Annotated in this window: 8 protein-coding genes; 7 read left to right on the top strand and 1 reads right to left on the bottom strand. The window is 35.7% G+C overall.

The genetic code is table 11. The features are described from left to right. Positions 1–80: 80 nt before the first annotated feature. From B5X51_RS12555 to B5X51_RS12545, 3 genes are all read left to right on the top strand, one after another. A complete protein-coding gene (locus tag B5X51_RS12555; RefSeq protein ID WP_217699549.1) occupies positions 81–1,262 on the top strand; it encodes a GAF domain-containing sensor histidine kinase in 1,182 nt (393 codons plus the stop codon). A 1,090-nt stretch (positions 1,263–2,352) separates the two neighbouring features. Next, positions 2,353–3,804 (top strand): sulfatase, encoded by a 1,452-nt coding sequence (locus B5X51_RS12550; protein WP_217699546.1) that lies wholly within the window; start codon positions 2,353–2,355, stop codon positions 3,802–3,804. Between the two features lie 97 nt (positions 3,805–3,901). Beyond that, complete coding sequence (locus B5X51_RS12545) at positions 3,902–5,515, top strand: glycoside hydrolase family 31 protein (RefSeq protein WP_079721534.1); 1,614 nt, start codon at positions 3,902–3,904, stop codon at positions 5,513–5,515. Between the two features lie 122 nt (positions 5,516–5,637). Here B5X51_RS12545 and B5X51_RS12540 read toward each other — a convergent pair whose 3' ends face one another. Next, positions 5,638–8,553 (bottom strand): ligand-binding sensor domain-containing protein, encoded by a 2,916-nt coding sequence (locus tag B5X51_RS12540; protein ID WP_176132761.1) that lies wholly within the window; start codon positions 8,551–8,553, stop codon positions 5,638–5,640. A gap of 481 nt (positions 8,554–9,034) precedes the next feature. Here B5X51_RS12540 and B5X51_RS12535 point away from each other — a divergent pair, with 481 nt between their 5' ends. The 4 genes from B5X51_RS12535 to B5X51_RS12520 all read left to right on the top strand — a co-directional run bounded on the left by B5X51_RS12535 (position 9,035) and on the right by B5X51_RS12520 (position 21,268). Next, positions 9,035–12,169, top strand: a complete 3,135-nt coding sequence (locus B5X51_RS12535; protein ID WP_245828751.1) for a SusC/RagA family TonB-linked outer membrane protein — start codon at positions 9,035–9,037, stop codon at positions 12,167–12,169. Between the two features lie 12 nt (positions 12,170–12,181). After that, entirely contained in the window at positions 12,182–14,167 is a 1,986-nt protein-coding gene (locus B5X51_RS12530) for a RagB/SusD family nutrient uptake outer membrane protein (RefSeq protein WP_079721531.1), read from the top strand. Between the two features lie 1,711 nt (positions 14,168–15,878). Beyond that, positions 15,879–17,993, top strand: coding sequence for a BACON domain-containing protein (locus B5X51_RS12525; RefSeq protein WP_079721530.1), 2,115 nt, complete (start codon positions 15,879–15,881; stop codon positions 17,991–17,993). 62 nt (positions 17,994–18,055) lie between these two features. Then, on the top strand, positions 18,056–21,268 hold the full coding sequence (locus tag B5X51_RS12520; protein ID WP_079721529.1) for a SusC/RagA family TonB-linked outer membrane protein: 3,213 nt from the start codon (positions 18,056–18,058) through the stop codon (positions 21,266–21,268). Positions 21,269–21,350: the final 82 nt, after the last annotated feature.

Below are 21,350 nucleotides of genomic sequence, written 5' to 3'. Positions count from 1 at the left end.
AACTATTTCACTAATAATTTTTTTCACTAATTTTATAAACTTTTCACATTCAAAAATTCACCCTTATCGAGACTTCCACTTTGCACAAAGATTATAAAGCAGACGTTGCTAATATTAATAAAATCCCAATCGTCTCTCAGCTATTAGACATTGTTTGCCTTAATACAGGAATGGGATTTGCAGCAATTGCGCGCGTTACTGAAGACAAATGGATTACCTGCGCCAGTAAGGATGAAATTTCATTTGGCTTAAAACCAGGTGATGAACTGGAAGTAGAAACTACACTTTGCGAGCAGGTACGCCGGGAAAAAGAACCAATTTATATTGATAATGTAGCAACCAGTGAAACTTATGCTAAACATCCTATTCCAGCGATGTTCGGCATTTGCAGTTATATATCGGTACCGATCTATAAAAAGGATAGAAGTTTCTTTGGCACGCTTTGCGTTATAGATAAAAAAGCAGCAAAAGTTGATAATGAAGCTACAAGGGGTATGTTTAAACTATATGCTGAATTAATAAGTTTTCACCTGGAGGCTATTGAAGAAAAGCAAAAGGCTTTGGCAGAGCTTAATGAAGAGCAGCATATAGCAGAATTGCGTGAACAGTTTATAGCTATTTTGGGACATGATCTAAAAAACCCTATTGCCACTACCCGAATGAGCGCTGAAATTCTTATGAAATTTAGCAAAGAAGATCTTGTGAAACGCAATGCCGCGCTTATTAAATCTACCAGCATTAGAATGGAAAACTTAATAGATAATCTTCTGGACTTTGCTAGTGGCCGCTTAGGGGAAGGAATTAAATTAAATAAAAAACAGGGAGTTGAGGAACTAGAAAAAATTTTAGAACAGGTAGTGAATGAAATAAAAATAATATCTCCCAACCAGAAGTTCTCTTCCAATATTCAAATTAAGAATCCTGTTAACTGCGACCCTAATAGAATTGCACAATTATGCTCCAATCTTTTAGGGAATGCGGTTACCCACGGTTCGTTAGATAATCCTATAGAACTTGAAGCTGTTTGTGTTAATGGAGAGTTTAAATTAGATATCACCAATAAAGGAATGAAAATTCCAGAAAAAGTAAGAGAAAAATTATTTGAGCCTTTTTATCGCATAGAAGGAGAAGAGCCCAAAAAAGGCTTGGGTCTAGGATTATATATTGCATCAGAAATTGCCCTTGCCCATAATGGAAATATCAATGTGAGCTCTACAGATAAAGAAACTATATTTAGCTTTACCATGCCGGCGTTGCACTAAACCAGGCAGGAACATCTATTTTCATTGTTCTAAAATAATAAATTTAGTGTTCCAAGAACTGCAAAAATAGCGGCAACAACAATGCATATAAGAATTAACAAAATGAATACCTTGGCCAGAATATGAAAACCGGCCGTAGCTGTTTTGTAATTTTCGAAAAAAATATGGAATAGGTTCATAGCACAGAAATTAAGTTAGACTTAAAAACTTTTGATAGGCTATTATTATAAGGTATGTCTATTTAAAATAATTTACTTGAAATTAGAAGGTTCTCTTTAATTAGAAACCCTGGAGGTATTTTTTCACCATACTTTATAAAATAAATCCTATTAAAAAATTCCACTTTAATTTAAGGCAAATAAAGCTTTAATGATATTGGGGAAATCCCCCTAATTAGTAAAAACAAAGGCTACCATTACCATAAAAAGAAACCGCCCGCGATAAATCGAGGACGGTTTTCCAGCTAACACATATAATTAAAAAACTAACTTGGTAAGATTAATTTTCCCGGCCCCTAAGGCCAAATACTATCATTCTTATCATTAATACGTTATTATCCCACACTACCATTCCTTATGTTTTCCATAAGATAAAAGTGGAATGTAAACCTAAAACGCAATCAATATGATTAAAACTAAAAAACATCCTCTAAATTTAACATTATTTTTTACAAAATAAAATACTTCTACGATTTTTTTTATAAGTGATAATTTTCATCATTTTTATTGATTTAACTATCTTTCCATAATTAAAAAATTATAGTTAAATATCTTCCTGGGTTAAAAGAAGTTAATAAGACATATTATCCAGAGTGTATTTAAAAATAATTACAGAGCGTTTAAAAAACCATTGGTATTACAGCTGCCTTATAATTCTTAGAAACTATAGTCTACTGCAACCAGTTAATCTTTGAATTAAAACAGTTTTAATTTTTAGAATAAAATCATTAATCAATCTATACTTTCAAGGACTAAGAAAGAACCTGACACTTAAACTATAATATATAATGATTAAAACAAACTCAATTATAGAAGGAGAAAGCAAGAATAAATCTCTAAAAAAAAGTCGAAAACCGAACAACAAATCAATAATGATGAAATCTAGCATTATTTTCTTGTTGTGTTTAGGTTTAATAAGTTGCAAAAATAAAACCCAGGATAGCCAAGCAGACGAATTGGTCACTAATAAACCTAATGTTCTATTTCTTTTAGTAGACGATCTTGGTTGGAAAGATCTTTCTATATATGGTAGTGATTTTTATGAAACTCCAAATATAGATAGGCTTGCCCAAACAGGAGCTAGATTTACCAATGCCTATGCTCCCAACCCAGTTTGCTCCCCTACGCGGGCAGCCATTCTTACTGGGAAATACCCTTCACGTGTAGGAATTACAGATTGGATACCGGGCTACGATCCTCACGATAGAAAACTTAAAGGGCCTGAAGATCTTCATCAATTGCCCTTGGAAGAAAAGACTATTGCAGAAACTTTAAAAGACCAGGGATACCAAACATTTTTCGCGGGCAAGTGGCATTTAGGTGGAGAAGGGAATTTACCTAACCACCAGGGCTTTGATGTCAATAAAGGAGGCTTTCATTACGGGCAACCTCCAGGAGGCTATTATTCTCCTTATAAAAATGAAAAATTAAAAGATGGTCCAAATGGAGAATATTTAACCGATAGGCTCACCAATGAGTCCATTCAGTTTATGGAAGAAAATCAAAATAAACCTTTCTACCTTCATTTGGCATATTACACCGTGCATACTCCTATCCAGGCCAATAAAGAATATATTGAGAAGTTTCAAAAAAAGAAAAACCAACTGGAAGAAAGCAAACCTATTATCAAGCAGGATGGCCGTGGCAACACTGTTCAAAATCAAAACAATGCAGCTTACGCTTCTATGGTTTATGCCTTAGACAAAAGTGTAGGGACACTATTAAATAAACTTGATTCACTGCAACTTACAGATAATACACTAATTATTTTCACGTCAGATAATGGCGGACTCACCACTTTAGCCAATAACAGAGGTACTGCCCCAACTTCTGTAAAACCCTTGCGCGCCGGGAAAGGCTGGGCATATGAAGGTGGAATTCGTGTCCCCTTTATCATAAAGCCTCCAAAAGAAAAATCTGATCAAAAAGTTCTAGAAGACCCTGTAATTAGTATGGATCTCTATCCTACTATTTTAGATTATCTAAATATAGAGAAGGTACCTGAGCAGCATAAAGACGGAAAAAGTTTATATGCTTTAATTGAAGAAGATAAAAGACTAGAACGGGAATCCTTATTTTTCCATTTTCCTCACTATCATTCAAGTGGTTGGAGACCAGGAAGTGCACTTAGAAAAGGAAATTGGAAGCTTATGCATTTCTATGAAAATGATGCTTATGAATTGTATAATTTAAAAGATGATGTTGGAGAACAAGAGGATTTATCAAAAAAACATCCTGAAAAATTAAAAGCGCTAAAACAAGATTTAAAAAGAATGATAAAAGAAACCAATAGTCAGTTGCCAAAAGAAAATGATGCTGCTTAGCGGGAGCAAATATTCTGTTTAAAAATAAATACCTGAACCTCAAACCGCATGTTAGAGTGTTAAAAACCCCATTTAATAACTATTAAGTCAATAAAATATGTTTAAAATAAAAACACTATTAATCGCTTTTAGCCTATTTTCTAACCTGTTTTTGGTAGCTCAAAACACCCAAGTAGTAGAAATACAAAACAACGAATCCTGGTGGGGAGGTGCGGTAAACGATGGCCATACAATGCCTTTTTCTGCCGGCTACTCTTACGATATGTATGGAAACAATAAAGGCAACCAGGTCCAACCCCTGTTGGTTTCCAGTAATGGAAGGCTAATCTGGTCTGAAGAGCCTTTTAAATTTAGTTTTTCTAAAAACGCGATAAAATTGGAAGCAAGCGCTGATATACAGATTATTGATGCTGGAGAAACCTTAAAAGAAGCCTATGCATATGCTTCAGGACATTTTTTTCCTTCTACCGGGAAACTACCCGATAGATTGCTTTTTAAAGCTCCCCAATATAACACCTGGATAGAGCTTATGTATAATCAGAATCAAAAGGATATTTTGGAGTATGCCCATGCCATTATAGATAACGGACTGCCTCCGGGAGTACTTATGATAGACGATAACTGGCAGGAAGATTACGGGAAATGGAATTTCCATAAAGAGAGATTTCCAGATCCCAAGGCGATGATGAATGAATTGCACGAACTTGGCTTTAAAGTGATGCTGTGGGTATGCCCTTTTGTAAGTCCAGATAGTGATGTTTACAGAGATTTAGCAAAAAGAGAGTTGTTTTTAAAAAACCCTGAAACAGCGCAAACTACTCAAACAGGACTGCTGCCACCTAACCAACCTGCCATGATTCATTGGTGGAATGGGGTAAGTGCCTTGCTTGATTTTTCGAATCCAGAGGCTCAGAAATGGTTTAAAGGGGAGTTACAAGACCTTACTGAAAATTATGGTGTGGACGGTTTTAAACTGGATGCAGGGGATTTTTATTTTTATCCAGACATCCTGAAATCTTATGATCCAAACATTACACCTAATGAGCATTCGAAGCTTTTTGGGGAGATAGGACTGGATTTTCCATTAAACGAATATCGCGCTATGTGGAAAATGGGAGGACAACCCCTGGCGCAACGCCTTAGTGATAAAGGGCACAGTTGGGGAGACCTTTCTACCCTTATTCCTAATATTACCGTTCAGGGATTAATGGGATACGCCTATAGCGCTCCAGATATGATTGGCGGCGGAGAGTTTTCTTCATTTCTAAATGCAGAAACCATAGACCAGGAACTTATTGTACGATCGGCACAAGTTCACGCTTTAATGCCTATGATGCAGTTTTCTGTAGCTCCCTGGCGTATTCTAGACGAAAAACACCAGGAGGCGGTAAGAAAAAGCGTAGCTTTAAGAGAAAAGTTCACTCCGCTTATCATGAAACTTGCTGAAGAATCGGCTAAAACCGGTGAACCTATTGTTCGCACCATGGAATACAGTTTTCCAAATAATGACTATCAAAATGTAAAAAATCAGTTTATGCTTGGCGATCAGGTTTTAGTGGCCCCGATACTAAAAAAGGGACAAACGCAACGTAGTGTTCTCTTGCCAAAAGGAACATGGAAAGATTCTTCCGGCAACGTAATTAAAGGCCCTATTAAAAAAACAGTGCAAGCTAATTTAGACGAATTACCTTATTTTTCTAAGATCAAGTAAACTTCGGAGCAAGCTCACAAAGCATTATTATTGAAAAATATAATTTGATTTCGAGGCAAGCCTCGGAGCATTCAATCTCGATTATCGAGTAAATAATACAAACAATTAAAGGCTAAGGGGCGCTAGAGCCCCTTAGCTTCAAAAAAATCTTCAAAAGAACTACCTTCTTCCATATTCAATTTTTTCCTTAACCGGTGTCGCGCTACTTTTATAGAATTTAAAGAAATCCCAAACAAAGTGGCTATTTGCTGAGAAGGAAAATTTAATTTTATAAGTGCACAAAGTCGTAATTCTCTATCGGTGAGAGAAGGAGCTTCTTCTTTTAAACTAGGTATAAAGCCTGCATGCACCTGGTTAAATATGCTGTAAAACTGCTTCCATTCAGTATCTATAGTAAGACTATCCTCTATTTTCTCTACAATATTTTTGAAAAATTCTTTATTCTGGGAGTCTTTTTTTCCTTCCGCTATAAAATTTTCTTTTATTTCTACGAGTAAATTATTTTTATGCACGGTTCTCAATGTACTATTGGTAAGTTCTTCCGTTTTAAAGTTTAGCTCATCACTAAGCCTTTTTTGTTTAAGTAATTCATTTTGCCTTTCAGTTTCCAATAATTCAAGCTCATTTTTGTAAGCCCTATCCTTTTCCTTTTCTACCTCCTTTGTCCTAATAGCGACTATCTTCTTAAATTTATCTCTTTGTTTTATAATATTTCTATTTCGCCATCGAACAAGAAAAAAGATCATAAGACCTATTAAAAGCAACATTAAAGCCTGTATTACCTTTCTTTGGAAAAAAGAAGGCAATACTTTTATTTGAATGTTTGCTTCTTGCTGTGATAATTCTCCTGTATCATTTCTTGCAGCTATATGCAGCGTATAATCTCCTGGAGCAAGATTAGAAAAGGTAAGCGATTTACGTTTATTTAAAGAATGCCATTGATTATTTAAGCCCTCTAATTTGTAAAAATACTCGGTGTCTTCCAGGTCGAAATAATTAGAACTGGAAAAATTAACAGTAAACAAACTATAACCGGGCTGAAGCTTTAAAATATCTGACTCTTGATTATTCAAAAATACCGCGGGATTAATTTCTCTTGAGCCTTCTTCTTCCACAATCTTAAAACTCGTAAAAAAAACAAGTGGTTTAGGGATGTCCTGCTCTAGACTTTCGGGTTTGAAATAAGATAATCCTTCATTGCCCGCAAAATAAATACGACCCGATTTACTTAAACTTGCCTTACCTCCGTGGAAAGGTGGAATTCCCTCTTGTATTCCAAAATTTCTGATTATACTGTCTTTTATTCTACTTAAACCAAGGTTAGTACTTAGCCATATATTCTTTTGTTTATCTATAAGAATACCTCTAACTATTTTCCCCTGCAAACCCTCTTGCTCTCCTATTCTTTCAAAGTTATCACCTCTCCTGGAATATCTATTTAAGCCAAAACCATAGGTTCCTACATAAACCGACAAGTCCGGCCCCTCATTAATAGAAAGAATATGATTCCCACTTAAACTTTTAATATCATCCTTAGAAAAAGAAAAATTACGGAGAAACTTTCCTTTCCCAGATAAAATATTGAGACCATTTTCTGTACCTACCCACATTTCATCTTTAGCATCCCGATAAATACTGGTAATTCTATTATCACTTAAGCCTTCACAGGTAAGGGTGTTGACGCGTTTAACAATATCTAATTGCTCATTAAAAACTATTATTCCATTTGCCGTTCCTACCCATATATTATCATTTGGCCCCTTTTCTATAACGTAAATTGACCTTAAATTCTTTTTTTCTGGAAAAATTAGAAATTTCTTCAGGTTTCTATCATATACATTTAAACCTCCTCTAAGAGTCCCTATCCAAATACGACCTTTATTGTCTTCTTCCATAGAGAGCACAATATCTCCCCCTAAGTCACTATTGTTTTCTTTATCATCTATAAAAATTTCTACGTTTCCTGTTCCAGTATTATATTTTCGCAATCCATTTCTACCGGCCGTAATCCAAAGGTTAGCTTCGGTATCCTCCAGAATTTGGGAGCTTTGTTTATCTGTACCGAAACCTAATTGTCTTGGAGAAACATTATACACATTCGTATGATCTTTAAAATAACTAATTCCTCCATGAACAGTGCCTGCAAATATCATATTGTGCATTCCTTTCCCAAAACATAAAATAGAATTATCTGATAACCCCCACTCTCCAGATTTTTGTTTAAAATAGGTAAACCGATTTTTTTCTGGATCATACAAATTAATTCCACCTCCATCGGTTCCTATAAAAATTCGTTGTTTATTTCCTTCGTATAAATCCAGAACTATATTATTATTAATACTCTCCCCATTTTTAGCATTAGCCTTATAATGAACAAGGGAATCAGATTTCAAATCGTATTTATACAAACCATTTCCATAAGAAGCTACCCATAGTTGATTTAGACTATCTACCAAAATATCATTTATAGCTGAAGCGTTATCCAGTCCATTTAAAGGTGTAATTTTTTTTGTTTTCAGATTAAAATTCCAGACTTCTCCATTACTTGTGCCGAGCCATAAACCTCCATCCTGATTTTCAAAAATTGAAACAATATTAGTATTTGGAAAGCTAGCATTTAAATCGAGTGCATTAAAGCTGTAATTTTTCTGATCTTCGCGAACATAATGGAAATTCCCTGCGCTTCCTCCTATCCAAAAATTTTGAGAATTGGAATTGGAAATACTAAAAATGTTTTGAGTAAAAATAGATTTAGTGGATTCTTCTTTTTCAGCATTATAATTTTCAAACCTATCGCTTTCTTTATGATAACTGTATAAACCTTTATCAGTTGCAACCAATATACCATCTACACCTATAACTTTTAAATCATAAATAACCTTAGTATTAGCTAAAGCATACTTACTTACTTTTTCGCCATCATACCTATTAATTCCAAATCGAGTTGCAGTCCAAATAATCCCATTATTATCTTGTACTACCCTATTTATCCTATTATCTGAAAAACCATCGCTCATATCCAGATGCTTAAACTGCAAAACAGGTTTTTGAGCATAACTCACTGTGGAAAAAAAAAATAAAATTTGAAGAAAAAGAATCTTAAGAAAGTCCAAATTGTAACTATTAAATAGTGCGTTTATTTTTGTGAAAATTCCATTAAAAAACATACTAAACTGATTTGCAGGTTTTTATAATTTAATAATAACTCAAAAGTAATACTCTTGTAACCCAAATGTATACCTGCAAATTATAAAATTATTTAACATATTTATAATTTCGTTAAGAAATAATTAAGAGCGAAAACGATTTAGGTATTATCACTAACTAAAAACCCAAATATTCCTCCTAAAAGGACTGTAGTGGCTTAAATCTGATAAAAAAATTTACTAAAAAAACTTCAAAAAGTATGTAAACAAAATTCAAAACTACCAAAATTCCTAAAAACTCTATAAACAAGAGTTTGACTAACTAAAAACTAAATAAATTATTTAAATGATGAAAAACATTTTTACTTTTTGCATGATAGTATTATCGTGCCAATCATTTTTATTCGCACAAGAGTCTATTACGGTTCAAGGGAAAGTAACCGAAACAGATACGGGGGTCCCAATACCGAGTGCTAATATTATAGAAAAAGGAACCAGTAACGGTGTCATGACAAACTTTGACGGTGAGTTTAGCATTAAAGTTCCGGCAAATGCTACCCTATCCATTTCATATATTGGTTATGCCACTAAAGAAGTTCCGGTACAAGGTAGAACTAACCTAAACATACAATTGCAAACAGAAGCAGCAGCGCTGGAAGAAGTTGTAGTAGTAGGTTATGGTACGCAGAAAAAAGCTAACCTAACGGGAGCAGTAACCACAGTTGATTCTGATGTATTACAGTCAAGACCTGTTCCAAAAGTAAGCCAGATGCTTCAGGGAGTTGTACCGGGTTTAAACTTTCAAACTTCAGGGCTTGGGGGAGAATTGAACTCCGGACTTAATTTTAACATACGGGGAGCTGGTACCATTGGTTCGGGATCTAATTCAGCTCCTTTAGTTTTAGTAGATGGAATGGAAGCATCTTTAGATGCTATTAATCCCCAAACCATTGAGTCTATTACGGTTCTAAAAGATGCTGCCGCCTCGGCGGTTTATGGATCCAGAGCGGCCTTTGGGGTGATTTTGGTAACAACCAAAGACGGACAATCTGGCGCACCTAGAGTATCTTATTCAAATAACTTTAGATTCACATCGCCAATTCAGGTTCCAGAAATGATGGATTCCCACACCTTTGCTTTATATTGGAATGAAGCTGCAACTAATGCCGGGCAGGCTCCTCCTTTTTCCCAGGAAGTAATTGACAGAATTATCCAGTACCAAGCAGGGGAAATCGACTATGGAACTGTACCAAACGCCAATGGAGATCGGTATCAATATTACACAGGCTCTCATGCAAATACAGATTGGTTTGATGAGCTTTACAAAGATTTCTCTTTTTCTCAGGAACACAATTTAAGCCTTAGTGGAGGTTCTGAAAGTACTACATACTATACATCAGCCCGAATAGTAGATCAAGTGGGATTATTAAAATACGGAGAAGACAGACTAGATGAATATGATTTTACAGGGAAATTAAGCACTGAAATATCAAAACACGTTAAATTCAATTATAGTACGCGTTTTTCAAGAAACAATTATAATAAGTCTACCCAACAAGGAGGTTTATTCTATCACAATATTGCTCGTAGATGGCCAACTGTGCCAGTAAGAGATCCTAATGGATATTTTACAGATTCATCTGGTGAAATAATTCAGTTAGAAGATGGAGGAAGAACCGACAACCTAACAGATAGATTATTTATGCAGGGGCAGCTTACTATTACACCTATTGAAGGGTGGAATATATACGCTATTGGAAATTATAAAATTACCAATATGAACAATCATGTAGATGTGCTTCCTGCATATGGATACGATGTAGCTGGTAATCCATATCCAGTATCTGTAGGCTGGAATTCTCCGGGATACAGTTCAGTATACGAATACAATAGAAAAGAAGATTATTTCAGCACAAACATTTATTCAGATTATGTTTTTGATATAAACCAGGAACATAATTTTAAGGTTATGGCCGGTTTTAACTCTGAAATTACTAAATATAGAACCATAGGTGCTTCCAGAAGTGGTTTAATTACACCCGATTTGCCAACTATTAACACTGCTACAGATGAAAGCAGGGCTACCGAAGGCCAATATCAGCACTGGTCTGTGGCCGGATTCTTTGGAAGGTTAAATTATAATTTTAAGGAAAAATACTTACTGGAGCTTAATGCCAGATATGATGGTTCTTCAAGGTTTATAAACGATAAACGTTGGAATCTATTCCCTTCAATCTCGGCCGGTTGGAATATAGCAAAAGAAGACTTTTGGAAATGGGATAGTATTCAACTTTTAAAATTAAGAGGATCGTACGGGGAACTAGGAAATCAAAATACCAGTAATTGGTACCCGTTCTACCAATCTATGCCCATAGGTACCGCAAATGGTGGCTGGTTATTAAACGGCGAAAGACCAAACACGGCAAGTGCACCCGGCTTAGTTAGCTCATTATTAACCTGGGAACGAGTAACAAGCTGGAATGTTGGACTTGATATGGCATTATTAAAAAACAGATTGAATTTAAGTGCTGAGTACTTCAACAGAAAAACTTTAGATATGGTAGGGCCGGCTCCGCAACTACCCAATATTCTAGGAACCGCTGTACCTCGTATTAATAATGCCGATATGGAGTCTTACGGTTTCGAATTAGAAATTAATTGGAGAGATAAAATTGGTGACTTTAATTATAGCGCGAGAGGAGTTCTTTCTGATTCTCAACAAAAAGTAGTGAGCTACCCGAACCCTACAGATAATATCTGGGATTGGTATAACGGAAGAAAAATGGGGGAAATTTGGGGATACACTACAGTGGGAATTGCTAAAACCGACGAGGAAATGCAAAATCACTTAGCCAATACCAATCAAAGTCAATTAGGAAGTGACTGGCAAGCCGGTGATATTATGTATGCCGATTTAAATGGAGATGGAGAAATTAATTCAGGTAATGGTACTTTAGACGATACCGGAGATTTAAGCATTTTAGGAAATTCTACGCCTCGTTATAGGTTTGGACTTGATTTAAATGGTGATTTCAAAGGTTTTGATTTTCGAGTATTCATAGAAGGCTTTGGAAAAAGAGATTACATGCCAAATGGCCCTTATTTCTGGGGTGCTAATGGAGGAATGTGGCAATCTGCCGGTTTTGAAGAACACATGGATTATTTCAGAAATGAAGAATCGCCTATGGTACAAGCTGGTCTGGCCGATGTTAACCTGGATGCCTATTATCCACGCCCTTCTTTTAGAGGTGGTAAAAATCAACAAACTCAATCTCGTTATATCCAGGATGCTTCTTATATAAGACTAAAAAATGTGCAGCTGGGTTATTCATTTAATTCTTATAACGACTCGAGAATTAGAGTATATGTTTCTGGTGAAAACTTGCTTACCTTCTCTAATATGATCGATATTTTTGATCCTGAATCTGTTGGCTTAGGAGGTTGGAGCGATGGAAAAACCTATCCTTACTCGCAAGTGCTTTCTGTAGGACTCAATGTTAACTTTTAATTAGTAATAAATATGAAATCAAAAAAATATATAAAATCAGTTTGTTTATTATTCGCAGTTGTTTTTATGACAAGTTGCGAAGTTGATGATTTTTTGGATAGAGAACCACTCTCTGATGTTACTCCAAACGATTATTTAAACAGAGAAGCCGACCTGGCTGCATATACCATTGCGAGGTATAATTTCCCTACCCACGGTGGTTGGAATATTGGAACCTTTGGTAGAGATAATCATACCGACAACCAGGCAACCTCTGGCTATAGTAGAATTTGGGCTCCCGGTGAATGGCGCGTACCACAATCTGGCGGGGCCTGGAATTTTGGCAATATTCGCCAATTAAACTATTTCCTGGAAACCGCAGTACCAAAATTTGAAGCGGGTGAAATTAAAGGAAATCCTTCAAGTATTGCACATTACGTTGGTGAAGCTTATTTTTTAAGAGCTTACGAGTATTTTCAAAAAGTTAAGCAAGTTGGAGATTTCCCTATCGTAAAAAATACCCTGGAAGATAATTTAGAGCAGCTTATTGCAGAATCAAAGCGTGACCCACGAAATGAAGTTGCAAGGTTTGTCCTGGCTGATTTAGATAAGGCAATTACTTTATTGCAAACAGATCCACCAAACGGAAAAAACAGAATTTCTAAACACACAGCTTATCTGTTAAAATCCCGCGTTGCTTTACACGAAGGTAGTTGGTTAACTTATCATCGAGGTACTCCTTTTGTTCCAGGAGGTGATGGTTGGCCAGGAGCTGGAGAGATTGATGGTTTTAGTATTGATATTGATGCTGAAATAGATTTTTTTCTTAGCCAGGCGATGGAAGCATCAGCGAATGTGGCCGATGCAATTTCTTTAACCCCCAATATTCCGGCAGAAGATATTGCTTATAATAGCTCCAACAATCCATACTTCACCATGTTTGGATCTGAAAACCCAGGACAATACCAGGAAGTGTTGTTATGGAGAGATTACGACCCAAGTATAGGCATTAATCACAACGTTAATCATTATTTAAACCAAAATGGAGGTAACTCGGGATATACAAGAAGCTTTGTTGATAACTTCTTAATGAGAAACGGATTACCTATTTATGCTGATGGTTCTGGATATGCCGGTGATGATTTTATTGATGATGTAAAGGAAAATCGCGATCTAAGGCTTCAACTTTTTATGAAACAACCGGGAGAACTTAGACTTACTGATGCGACCGATACCAATGGAGACCCGCTCCTAATCCAAAAACCTGAAATTACAGGTTTGCAGGAAACCAAGGATGTTACCGGTTATTCAGTTAAAAAAGGATTATCCTACCTTCAAAGCAATGTTGATGGCAATAGTGGTTCAACTGGAAGTATCGTTTTTAGAGCTACCGAAGCCTATCTCAATTATATAGAAGCTTCCTATTTAAAAGAAGGAAGTCTTAATACCAAAGCCACCGAATACTGGAAAGCTATTCGTGAAAGAGCAGGCATAGAACCGGACTTCTCGATAACCGTTGCTGCTACAGATATCTCTAAAGAGGCAGAAAATGATTTTGCTGCCCATTCTGCGGGGCAACTTTTGGACGATCCTATTCTATATAATATTAGAAGAGAGCGACGCGGAGAATTAATAGCAGAAGGAATGCGTTTGTTTGATCTTAAACGATGGAGAGCACTTGACCAATTACAAGACAATCCTCACATTATTAAAGGTTTCAAATTATGGGGTCCTATGGAAGATTGGTATCTAGACGATGAAGGTAACTCTACCCTAATTGAACCAGGAGATTCTGGAGTTCCTAATGTTTCAAGTAGCGACGAAAGTAAATATTTAATGCCATATAGAATCAATTTAGGTTCTGGAAACCCGGTTAGCGATGGTTATTCGTGGGCAGATGCTCATTATTTAGAGCCCATTGCCACCGAACATTTTCTAATAACTGAAACAGGAGATGGATCTGCAATTTACCAAAATCCAGGATGGTCTAAAGAAGCTGGTACCAGTGCCGAATTCTAAGTAAGTATTTTTAGCAATAGCAACTTTAATTCAATTTAAAAAGATTGAGTTAGCCTAAAGAGGCCATCTAAAACTAATTTAGATGGCCTTTTTACTTATAATAATTCTTTTCTAGCAGAAACACTTTTTGAGCTATCTTTAATAATAAAAAGCAAAGAGTCCCCCTTGTTATTCTATACTTCCTGGGGTTTTGCACCATAGCTACCAATCCTAATTCCGTAGTAACCTCATCCATTCAGGCATCAAAAAATTAAACCTCTTCATTGATTTAATGTTTCCCAAACTGATCTAAAAAAATCGTATCAGATCTCGTGCCATCCACCCTCGGCGCTTAAATAATCTTAAATTTAAAAAGGTGTTTACGTTTTAAGAAATATTCTACATACGATTCCGATATCATCGAGATTATCTGAGCTAAAGCTCTATAAAGCAAACCAAACCAGTACATAACTAATTAACTAAAATTATTGATAATTAATTGATTTACATTTCTTCTAAATCGGTATAATTTTTTCGTTAACATGGCCGATAGCTGCCGTAATGCATTGTAGCTTTTGATCGTACAAGCCTAAATGATCAAACATATGTCTTTTAAGCTAGTGGTATTAAATGTAGCTTAATAAGATCATTGAGTGTAAACTGTTTATTGGTGGCAGCATAATGCTTATAACAAATAGCGAAAAACATAACTGCTACTGCCTATAGGTGCTAAATACAACTATTATCATTTTATTCCCTGAAGAATAAAATTAGCTCTACAAAAAAACTGCCTTTTGTGACTACTACTTTAATACAAACATTTTACGCACAGCTAAATAATTGCTCACGAGCTTTAAACCAATAAAAATATTTAGGTTTTATATTTATTAATCGTCCTTAAACTTTTTTTAACGACAGAAAGGATTTTTATTAATTGCTCTTCCATTATTCTTTAATTTCCAAACGTTTAAAAGTTAATATCTAGTAATTACCTGCACTACCTCCTATCCAAAATCCCCGGAATCGGAATTAGAAATGCTAAAAACTGCATAATTCTTTTTAACAGAACTCTTCAGTTTCCTCAAAAAAAAAACTCAAAACTATCCCCAATCTTTTGATGTTATAAAGTTCTTTTACTCATAGCCATAATATTTTGGCGACACCAATAACCTGTAAATCAAAAATTGAAGTATTCTCCCCCAGCGTATAGATCTTTTTTTCACCATAATACTTTTTAATACCAAACTGTATTGCAGCTCAAATATCAGGAAAGTTATCCTGTGCTACCCAGTTTATTCTATTATTAGAAAATCTATCGCTATCGTTTAAATGTTTCAATTCGAAAACCGGTTTTTTTACGCAATTTTTTTGAGCATTAGTAAAATTGCTTTAAAAAGAATAAAACATCAATAAAGCAAGAATTGTAACCTCATATCTTTCCAATTATTAACCATTATAACCTCAATAAAAAACTCAAAACACTGTATAACATGTTTTTAAAATATTTTTAATAACCCAAAAGTAATATTAATGTAACCCAAAAGTACACCCGGTAAAGTAAGATATTATTAAACATACTCATAAATTCGTAGAGAAATAGAAGCATATAAAAGAAGCGAAAACGATTTAGTTTATATCACTTTTTAAATGTTCTTCTATTCTTTTTAAAAGTGTTTTTAAAATAAAGCCTGTTGGTTTTAAAAATTGAGTTAACAAAAAATCTTCTAAAAGTATGAAATTACGTTTACCATTTAAGCTAATTATTTGTCTCGGAATTTCGGGAGCCTTTTTTCTTGCCTGTAGTAGCGATGATGAGGACTCTGAAGTTTCTAGAGAGCCATTTTTCAACTTTAGCACTCGTTATTTTGACGAAGGAATATTGAAAAATGAGACCGATTCCATTAAGATTGATATTGAAACAAATTCTTATTGGAATATAGAGAAAGAATCAGATCTGGATTGGGTGTCTATCCAACCAAGTAAAGGTACCGGAAGCGGAGAGTCTACTATTCAAGTTAAAGACAACAAGACAGTTGGAGATAGATCTGCCTGGATTTACCTTAATGCTTTTGAATTTAAAGACAGTATTGAGGTTAAACAACGAGGAAGAGAGCTATCTATTTCAAAAGAAGCATTTACCGATGTTAATGGTGAAGCTACAGATTTGGAATTCACCTTAGAAGCTATTGAAAAATGGGTTTCGAATAAAGGTGACAATGCAGACTGGTTAACATTAGATCCCAAAAGTGGTGATGCCGGGGAACACGAAATTAAGCTAAGTCTTAAGGAAAACCCAACCGACACTACAAGAATGGATTCTATTTCCTTTATGCTTGCGAATCAAAATGCCATTGAAAAAGTATGGTTACATGTTTCACAAAACGCAAAAGAAAAAGTAGAACCAAAATTAACTTTAGAATCTTCTCAAAAAACGGTTGAAGCGATAAAAGGAAGTGTAGAGCTATCACTTACCACCAATATAGATTGGCAAGCTACTTCAGATATAGATGGTGTTACATTAACTCCTAATGAAGGAACAAAAAGTGATGAAGTTCAAAAAATAACGGTGGAATATCCAGCCAATACTACTACTGAAAAAAGAAACATAGAGATCAGTTTTTCAGGAAAAGAACCTAATGAAGAAGTAACAGCTACTTATACCATTGAACAATTAGGGCAAACTGCTTCAGAAATAGCAGTTAAGAATAACATAGTAGAAATAGATGGTAAAAACCAGGTTTTTGAAATAGAGCTTACTTCCTCTAATGTTGATTGGAAGGCGGTTTCAAAGGACTCGAGGTTTACGGTGATAGAAAACGAAAGCGGAATGGCTACTGTTACACCGGTTCTTATTAAGGTTAATGCCACCGAGAATATGAGTTTTGAGTCTGTATCTGGTGCGATTGAAATTCAAAAAGCAGACGATCCAGAGGTGAAGACCGAAGTGGCAATTAAACAAGGTTTACACCCTATGAACGATGAGTCTTTGGTTTATACTACTCCTTCTCAAACAGCTTCTCAAATTGGTTTAGACCGAGGTGTAGCCCACCCATCTCAAGAGAATTGGGAGTTTTGGAATGCCCATGAATTTACAGATAACGCTACTGGTTTTTGGAACTTTAATACCAAAGGCGGTATTGAAAATGCTGTATTTAATGGCGATATGAAAGTAGTTAAAGATGGAACTTTGAAAATAAAAACCCGAAAACTGGCAAGCCCTACTACTAATATTCACGGAGATGCTGCCGAATATGAAACCGCATCTTTATACAGTAAGAGACACCATCAAGGAGGCGTAAAATGGGTGAAATTCACAACTAGCATGAGAGTTGAAGTAAGATACAAATCTTCCGGACATCAAGGGTTTAACGAAGCGCTATGGTTTATGGGCCAGAGTAATTTTGATGGGCAGGGCATTCCATGGCCAGATTCAGGTGAAATAGACCTAATGGAAAGTCCGTTTAAAAATCAAGCTCATTTTTCCTTACACACAGAAAATTTCTCTGCTAAGACCGGAAACGCTGAAACTGCCAGTATTAATATTCCAGATGAGACCAAATGGAACATTTTCTGGGTAGAGATTTTAGAGGATAGAATTATAGGGGGCATAAACGGCTTTCAATATTTTGAACATATAAAAGGAGAAGGCGGTAATAATGATTGGCCCTGGGATAATCCTGCTGGGATGATGATGATTATAACTCCTGGAATTGGCGGCTGGTCTGGTGAGATGCCAAATATGTCTGCTGGAGAAGAAGCTTTTATGGAGCTAGACTGGATAAGGGTTTATACCAACGACAAGTTTGATGCCTCATCTCAAACTGGGCACGACGGGAAATTCTATTAAGAAAAATAAATAAACAGAAGCGCTTTTTTAGCGCTTCTGTTTAAAATCATAAAATATTGAATATGAATTTTAATAAAAAATTATGGCTTGCTTTAGCCTGTTTTTTCATGATCGGGCTATCCTATGCTCAAGATCAAAAAATTAAAGTTTCAGGAACCGTGACCGATAGTCAAGGAATGCCTTTGCCGGGTGTTACTATTATGGAAAAAGGAACTGCAAATGGAACCAGCACCGACTTTGATGGGAATTATCTCATTAATATTCCGGCCGCCAAGAGTAACATTCTGGAGTTTAGTTACATCTCCTTTGAAACTCAAAGCATACCGATTAATAGCCAAACAGATGTAGTAAAGAATATTATTATGAAAACCTCCCAAAATGAATTGGAAGAAATAGTGGTAGTTGGTTTTGGTAGAAAGAAAAAAGAAAACCTTACCGGGGCGGTTAGCCAGGTAGGTGAAGAAGTGTTTGAATCAAGGCCGGTACTAAGTGCAGATAAGGCACTACAAGGTGCTGTTGCAGGCTTAAACATTAGCACAGATGCCGGAGGGGAACTAGATGGAAACCTGGATATTAATATTAGGGGTATAGGTACTATTGGAGAAGGTTCTTCGGGTAGCCCACTGGTTCTTATTGATGGGATTGAAGGCGATTTGAATACTATTAACCCCAATGACATTAAAAACATTTCTGTTTTAAAAGATGCGGCAGCAGCATCTATTTATGGATCACGTGCCCCTTTTGGAGTAATCTTAGTAACTACAAAAGAAGGAGTACAAGGTAAAACACGAATCAACTATTCTACGAACTTTAGATACAAAACTCCTATAAATGTCCCAGAGCGAATGAATTCCCTGGAATACGCGTATATGCTAAACGATCTTTATGTTAATACGGGTAGAAATCCAATTTATAATGAAAACAGGATAGACCTCATTAAAAGTTACAGAAATGGGGATTTAGCCTTTGGTACCGAACCAAACTCAAGTGGAACAAACTGGACATTAAACAGAGCTGCTTATGGAGATGAGGATTGGTATAACATCCATTTAAAAGATCTTAGTTTAGGGCAGGAACATAACTTAAGTGTAAATGGCGGTAGTGAGAAAATAACCTATTATACTTCGGCAAACTTCTTAACTCAGGAAGGAATATTTCATTATTCTAATGAAGATTTTGACCGGTTCTCTCTTAATGCGAAAATTAATGCTGAGCTAAGCGATAAATTTGATTTGAGCCTAAATACAAGATTTATGCGTAAAAACCAGGATAGACCAACTGCACAGGGTTCTCGTTTTTATCATAACTTATCTAGATCTGTTCCTACCAGTCCGCTTTATACTCCTTATGGAGAATATATGGAAAACTCCATGGTACAACAGCTTACCGATGGTGGAAGATTTAAAGAACAAACCGATTATTTTTACAATACAATAAAGTTAACTTATGAGCCTATTGAAGATTGGAAAATCTACGGGCAGGTAAATTCAAGAATAGAAAATCATGATGATACCAAGCATATAGCAAAAATATCGGTAACCCAACCTACAGGAGAAAGTGAATATATTCCTGTATTCTCGGGATACGTTCCAAATATTGAAACGAGAGATTGGGGAATATCAGCTATTACAGCACCGGGACAAAATTACTATCAGGTAAACAATGGCCAGGTAAATTATTTGGGAGTTAACTTCTATTCAGATTACGAAACCTCCTTTGGAGATCATAACTTCACCTTTCTTTTAGGAGCGCAAAGTGAACTTTATCAATCTCACTTTTCTCAATTAGGTACAGATAATATTGAGTCTGATGATACTCCTTTTATCTCTCAAAACGGAGAAAAATATGTGTTTGAATCTAAAGGAACCTGGAGTAACGTTGGGGTTTTCTCAAGAATAAATTACGATTATAAACAACGTTATTTGCTAGAAGCTAACTTTAGGGCAGACGGAGCTTCACGTTTCCCATCAGACGAGCGTTGGGGGTATTTCCCTTCCTTTTCTGCAGGATGGAATATTGCTAAAGAAGCATTTTGGGATGATTTTAAACGAAAAGTTTCAGAGTTAAAAATTAGAGGTTCCTGGGGTATGTTAGGAAATCAAAACACCAACAGTTTCTACCCTTATTTCCAGAATATGAGTATTCAGAATGGAAACTGGATAGTAAACGACAATGTCCCCTCCTCTATTTATGCACCTAGACCTTTTAGTAGTTCTATTACCTGGGAGAAGATTATAAGCTACAACTATGGTTTTGATATAGCAGCATTTAATAACAGGTTAACGGCTTCCGCAGATATTTTTGAAAGAAAAACGAAAGATATGGTAGGCCCTGCTCCTCTTAAACCCGGTACTTTTGGTACCGTAGTGCCAAGAACAAATAATGCAGAATTGGTATCAAAAGGTTGGGAGCTCTCTTTAGGATGGAAAGATAGAATTAATGATGATTTCTCTTACAACGCAAATGTGGTGGTGAGTGATGTAAAATCTGAAGTTACCGAATATAGTAATCCAGATAAGATTATTATGGTTAACGGTAGAGATCAATTTTACAAAGGAAAAAACATTGGTGAAATATGGGGTTATGAATCAGCAGGGATCGCAAAATCCGATCTAGAAATGAACCAATGGTTAGAGAGCAATAAACCTAACTTCGGTTCAAACTGGGCAGGTGGTGATATGAAATACAAAGATTTAAATGGGGATAACCTTGTTGATGCCGGTGCTCGTAAATTAGATGATAGAGGAGATTTAACCAGAATAGGTAATAGTACCCCAAGGTATACATTTGGTATCAATCTAGGTTTTGAATATAAAGCTTTCGATTTTAGAGCTTTTGTACAGGGCGTTGGTAAACGAGATGTATTACTATCTGGCGGTGCCTTCTATCCGGGAATTAACCAGTGGCAAATATCTCCATATTCAGCCCACCTGGATTATTTTAGAGCTTATGGAGCAGATTTGGGCGCAAATTTAGACTCCTATTATCCACGTCCGTTTATTGGTGATAAGAACTATAAAGCCCAAACACATTTCTTACAGGATGCATCTTATGTTAGGTTAAAAAATGTCCAAATAGGATTTAATGTACCAAACCAACTCTTAAAAAAATGGGGGTTCCAAAATTTAAGACTGTATATCTCTGGCGAAAATATTTACACACACACCAATTTACGCATGTTTGATCCAGAAGGTATTCAGGATTTAATTAACGGAAGTGGAAAAACATATCCTATGTCTGCTACTTTTTCAACCGGATTAAACGTGACATTTTAAATAATGAAGAAAATGAATTCAGCATTATGCTGGACCCAAAAGAATAGCAACACACAGGGAGGTTATCCTGTGATGAATTCCC

Source organism: Salegentibacter holothuriorum, from assembly GCF_900168045.1.
GTDB lineage: Bacteria > Bacteroidota > Bacteroidia > Flavobacteriales > Flavobacteriaceae > Salegentibacter > Salegentibacter holothuriorum.
This window is presented reverse-complemented; position numbering and strand designations above follow the sequence as displayed.